Origin of the sequence: Bartonella sp. AA1HLJMS, assembly GCF_042197445.1 — a bacterium.
GTDB lineage: Bacteria > Pseudomonadota > Alphaproteobacteria > Rhizobiales > Rhizobiaceae > Bartonella.
Map to the genome: position 1 here is coordinate 1 of NZ_JBHIRW010000067.1, position 4,536 is coordinate 4,536.

At 38.3% G+C, this 4,536-nt stretch carries 6 protein-coding genes and 3 pseudogenes; 6 read left to right on the top strand and 3 right to left on the bottom strand.

Annotated features, from left to right (window positions below):
• The first annotated feature begins 297 nt into the window (after positions 1-297).
• Positions 298-578 (top strand): annotated as a pseudogene (locus ACFIQE_RS08720) (type II toxin-antitoxin system RelE/ParE family toxin).
• Positions 579-595: 17 nt separating this feature from the next.
• The gene (locus tag ACFIQE_RS08725; protein ID WP_375621084.1) at positions 596-895 is read left to right on the top strand and encodes a HigA family addiction module antitoxin; all 300 of its coding nucleotides are present in this window, start codon (positions 596-598) and stop codon (positions 893-895) included.
• Positions 896-951: 56 nt separating this feature from the next.
• On the opposite strand, the pseudogene ACFIQE_RS08730 reads toward ACFIQE_RS08725, so the two are convergent.
• The 3 genes and pseudogenes from ACFIQE_RS08730 to ACFIQE_RS08740 form a co-directional block, all read right to left on the bottom strand.
• A pseudogene (locus ACFIQE_RS08730) lies at positions 952-1,854 on the bottom strand (tyrosine-type recombinase/integrase); the annotation flags it as partial.
• Positions 1,855-1,989: 135 nt separating this feature from the next.
• A complete protein-coding gene (locus ACFIQE_RS08735) occupies positions 1,990-2,157 on the bottom strand; it encodes a hypothetical protein (protein ID WP_375621083.1) in 168 nt (55 codons plus the stop codon).
• Positions 2,158-2,260: 103 nt separating this feature from the next.
• Positions 2,261-2,707 (bottom strand): annotated as a pseudogene (locus ACFIQE_RS08740) (DUF488 family protein).
• Positions 2,708-2,832: 125 nt separating this feature from the next.
• On the opposite strand from ACFIQE_RS08740, the gene ACFIQE_RS08745 reads away from it, so the two are divergent.
• From ACFIQE_RS08745 to ACFIQE_RS08760, 4 genes are all read left to right on the top strand, one after another.
• Positions 2,833-3,258, top strand: a complete 426-nt coding sequence (locus ACFIQE_RS08745; protein WP_375707553.1) for a hypothetical protein — start codon at positions 2,833-2,835, stop codon at positions 3,256-3,258.
• Positions 3,259-3,372: 114 nt separating this feature from the next.
• Positions 3,373-3,702 (top strand): hypothetical protein, encoded by a 330-nt coding sequence (locus tag ACFIQE_RS08750; protein WP_375707554.1) that lies wholly within the window; start codon positions 3,373-3,375, stop codon positions 3,700-3,702.
• Positions 3,703-3,731: 29 nt separating this feature from the next.
• Positions 3,732-4,169 (top strand): hypothetical protein, encoded by a 438-nt coding sequence (locus tag ACFIQE_RS08755; protein WP_375707555.1) that lies wholly within the window; start codon positions 3,732-3,734, stop codon positions 4,167-4,169.
• The coding region (locus tag ACFIQE_RS08760; RefSeq protein WP_375707556.1) for a hypothetical protein at positions 4,166-4,536 on the top strand (371 nt) is incomplete at its 3' end. The genes ACFIQE_RS08755 and ACFIQE_RS08760, both read left to right, overlap by 4 nt.

Below are 4,536 nucleotides of genomic sequence, written 5' to 3' on the forward strand. Positions count from 1 at the left end.
CGCATCGTACAGCTCTTGATAAATATGGACCAGTTATAGGATTACATCGTTATAGTTTTGCACCACTAAAAGAGTGTAAAAAAGGCAATTAAAATCAATAATTTATTACAAGAGTAAGGGATTTTATAATCATTGATTCTGTTATGTTTTTTTGGGTGTCTATCCCTAACCTTTTTGAAGCTTTTTTATCACTTATTCCCATCCATTTTTTCCAGATATAGAATTAGATATTTCTAACATGGGCTTGACTCTTATTGTTATTAACCGTATAGCAACGATATACGATAAGGGGCGGTAATGGCAATTGTTAGTTTTAAATATAAGGGCTTAAAATTATTTTATACAACAGGTTCCACAAAGGCTATTTGATCAGATCACTTAAAAAATTACGCGTTATCTTAACGGCTTTAACAAGTGCTACTACGCCTGAAATGTTGAGAGCGCCTGCCTTTAAAATCCACCCTCTTAAAGGTGCTCTTACAGGGTACTATTATATATGGATGAATGGAAATTGGCGTGTTACTTTTCGCTTTATAGGAACAGATGTGGAGCTTGTTGATTATCAAGATTACCATTGATGAGAGGAATGAAAAAAATGACGCATAACCCCGCACATCCCGGTGAAGTTCTGAAAGTAGCTTTCTTAGAAGAAATGGGGATAACAATACAAAAATTAGCTGATCATCTCCATATGACAAGAGCTTCTTTATCAAGAGTGATTAACGGACATGCTTCTATAAGTACCGAACTTGCAGTGAAATTAGAATTAGCTGGTTTTAGTAAAGCAAAATTTTGGTTGGATATGCAAACAAACTATAATTTATGGCAAACAAAGCAACAGGCACAACCACCTATTTCTCTTCTTGTTTCTGATACACCTCAAACGCCGCTTTGACTTCGTTAATAATTTTGATGGTGCTTTGGTTTGTTTTTTAGCTTCCGCCCGTTGCTCTAGCTTTTTTGTAGCTTTTTGATTGCTTCTATTGCAAGTCGTTTTCTATCGGCTGTTTTGGTACAAAGGGATGCCATTTTATCTTCGGTCCAGCCAAAAAGCGCTTTCATTTGCGAAACTGTCGCACCAGCATTGGCTGCACGTGTTGCTGCTAATTTTCGCAATCCGTGCGCTGATTTTTTAATACCCGCCGCATTACATGCTTCACGAAAGAGGTTGCCAAAACTTTCTTTGACAAGCTTATTTCCACCTTTACCACAAATGAATGTTTCATCACCTATGGGACCAATTTTAAGGGTTTCCTCTAGTTTTGGTAAAATAGGAAGAAAAACATCTGTTTTAAATTGGCTCTTTTCTGTTTTGAGATAAATGATATTATCTTTGACGTCTTTCCAGCTGATACGAACGGTGTCATCACGGCGCGCGCACGCAAGCCTGTGAAAGAAGAACATCAATCCAGACGCGTTCATGTGTACCGTGTGACCAATGGTGATAATATTTGTCTATGTCCTCTTCTAGCTATGGCAGCAATCCCCCACTGTTTAAAGATTTTGGTGCTTTTATATTAAAGGCAGGATTTCTATTTAAAAGGGCATTATCAACCGTCCAATTAAAGAGATTGTTTAAAGAGGTCAAAAAATATTTTGCCGCTGCGAGAGTAGCTCGCCTTCTGTCTACGGCGTCAAGGATGTGGTGTTTTTCTATGCTTTTATGTGCACGATCAGCAATATTTTTAGAAACATTGTTCAGAATTCTATACTTAATTTTTTAGTAGTTTCTAATTGATTATGCCATTGCATGCTTTGTAAATACTGATGCAATAACCAATCGAAAGAGCCTTTTGTAAGTCTGTTTATTTTCTTGGAGATGCCATTTTGCGCTTGTTTAATAGCCAGCGTATATTTGCTCTGATGGAAATCAATGGACTGTCATAAATTTTAGCTTTTCCACTAATAAATGTACCACCGAAAACTTGTGCATCCCCAAAAACTTTGGCATAACCATAGACTTTTGCATCATCACTTATCCAGCAATTGCTATCGACTTAGATTGTCTTCTTTTTGTATAAAAGCGCCAAGATCACCTGCCTTTACATCTCCAAAGTCTCTCAAAGCACGGATGCAGTAAAGTGTAATGTATCCACCAACCTCAATTGTTTCATCAGTCAGTTCATATTTCTTTTCCTTGATTTGCGCAGAATTCACCCGTAGCGTGAATCATGCATCACTTAAAAGTTATTAGGAATGGGTAGGGGGCTGGGAGGCATATGGGCACTCCCATTTTTTAAAAATATGCAAATTTATTTTTTTAGATGTGCTTAATTTCATATTTCCAATCAGGCAATGGAATGAGAGCTAATGCGAGTTGTCCTCTATGACACATGCATACATTAGCTTCAAAACAGGTGATTGCAACGCGCTTTTTGTTTAAAAAAATTTGATATAATTTGTTTATTGCACAAGAATTATCCTTGAGAGTTGTATTTTGATAATCTTCAAAAAGGCGATCATAATCTTTTGTGTTTTCAAATTTCTTCGTTTTTCAGAGGCAATTCCAAGTTCAGGCATATGCCATATATTCAATATCAATGTTGTTTACAACTTTCTCTAATTGTCTTTTTGAAAATCCGTATTTTCTGCTTATTGGATTTTTACGAATATCATACAAAAGTTTAATATTATTTTTGATAAGTTGATTGAAATAGTCCTCAAAGGATTTTCTTTCATAGCCAATGGTAAAAAACAAAGCTCTCATCTTTAGCAGGCTGTATGATGATATGTTTGATGTTACACACGTTTAATTTCCTTAGTAAATAGGTGGGAGCTCTATGAGCGCCTCTTTCCAAAAGGGATAAATCCTCTAGCGATTATCATAGTGTTGTGGAGCAATCGGGCATCAAAGCGGGTGATGGCGGCTTTAATATCATTGTTAAAGACAAAACAACGCTGACCGGAGGCATCATTGCCAGCACCGCGCCGGCAGATAAAAACAGCCTGACCACAGGAAGCATTAGCACCAGTGATATCAGCAACAGTGCGCATGCTAAAGCCAGCAGCCATGGGTTTAGCCTTTCTGGGAATGACACGATAAAAAACATTGCCAAGAATGTTTTAAATCACGGCAAAGCCAAGGATGGAGCAGAAGGGGAAACCAAATCTGCTATCAGTGATGGGACTATCATCCTTACTGATACAACTGGACAGAGGGCGATGGGGCAAGATGCTGGACAAATCATTGGCTCTCTCAACCGCAACACCGCAGCAGCACACCAAGCAGTAGTGACAGTTAGATGTCGCACCGCTTGAGGGGGTAGTGCATAATCGCGTAGATATGATCAATAATTTATCGGATGAAGGATTGGGATACTGGGACAAAATACGCGATTCGCATATCTCAAAGAGCATCCTGAGGGTGAGGTTTTGCATGATGAAAATGGCAATGTCCTCTATGCAACAGATGAAAATGGAAAACCTATCAAAGACAGTCATGGAAGAAAAATACCTCTGTATCGTTATTTAACGCCTGAAGAAGAAAAACATTTACAAAAAGGTTCTGATGGCAAGGTTCATATGTTTTACAATGGTATTTTTACCTCACCAGATGATGCTGCGCGTTATACTGTCCAGTTTGCTGACAATGATCATGGTCCCCTTTATTTTACATACTTCCCAGAAGCTGAAGACTGGGAAGTGGAAGTAGGGATAGCGATTTTTCAGAAGTTTCTGGAAGGTAGATTTTTTTTGGATTGACCAATTCAACCAAGAAATTCCAGGATATAATGTATCTTTATGGCAATACAGGATTGCATGATGATGCCCATAGTCGTGGTACCATAACAGCAGGAAATGGATCATATAATTTAGTAAAGCATGGTGTTCTCGGTATAGCAAAGGAAACAATGGTTAATTTCTTTGGTCCAGCTTATAATACTCAAGACATGGCAGATACGTTATATATCTTAAAGGATGGCAAGCAAACCACTGTCGGCTTGGAAAACCATGCAGATGATTTTGTTGGTGTAGTATTTGGTGGAAATTCCGCTACTTTTTACCAAAGACCCTTTGGTAGTAACGCAGTTAAAGGGGCAAAGAAAGTACTATTTAGTTATCCCAGCCCTCATGTTTGTTATGCAAATGTGGATCGAGCATGTAGACATGATTATGGTTCATCTCACCGTATACAAATTGATTCAATTAATTCATGGAGCAAAAAATGAAACAAACCTTAAAATTATTAAGTGTGATAACTCTATTGAGTATAGCTGGGTGCCAGTTTAATAAAACTCCCACATCTTCTATAGGGGCATGGGAAAAACCAGGAGCAGATTTTACAGAGGTAGCAAAAGCATTATTAGAATGCGGTATGCCAACTCCTTATGATAAGGATCCAGAAAGCAGAAAGCTCAACTACAATGCAAATGCAACCATTGATGCTTGCATGCTCCAAGCGGGATTTCGCTATAAATATGATGTGGGGGGAGGCTGGTGTGGAAATCATAAAGCCGAAAACCTTCCCATATGTCGTCCTGGTGCTGTCATGCCTCAGCGAAGTGTTGAGAGACGCTTAAATAGCCCTTATTGTAA

Excerpts from the sequence above, each read along its gene's own strand:
- ACFIQE_RS08725 (WP_375621084.1), top strand. The coding sequence starts at position 596 with ATGACGCATAACCCCGCACATCCCGGTGAAGTTCTGAAAGTAGCTTTC.
- ACFIQE_RS08755 (WP_375707555.1), top strand. The coding sequence starts at position 3,732 with ATGTATCTTTATGGCAATACAGGATTGCATGATGATGCCCATAGTCGT.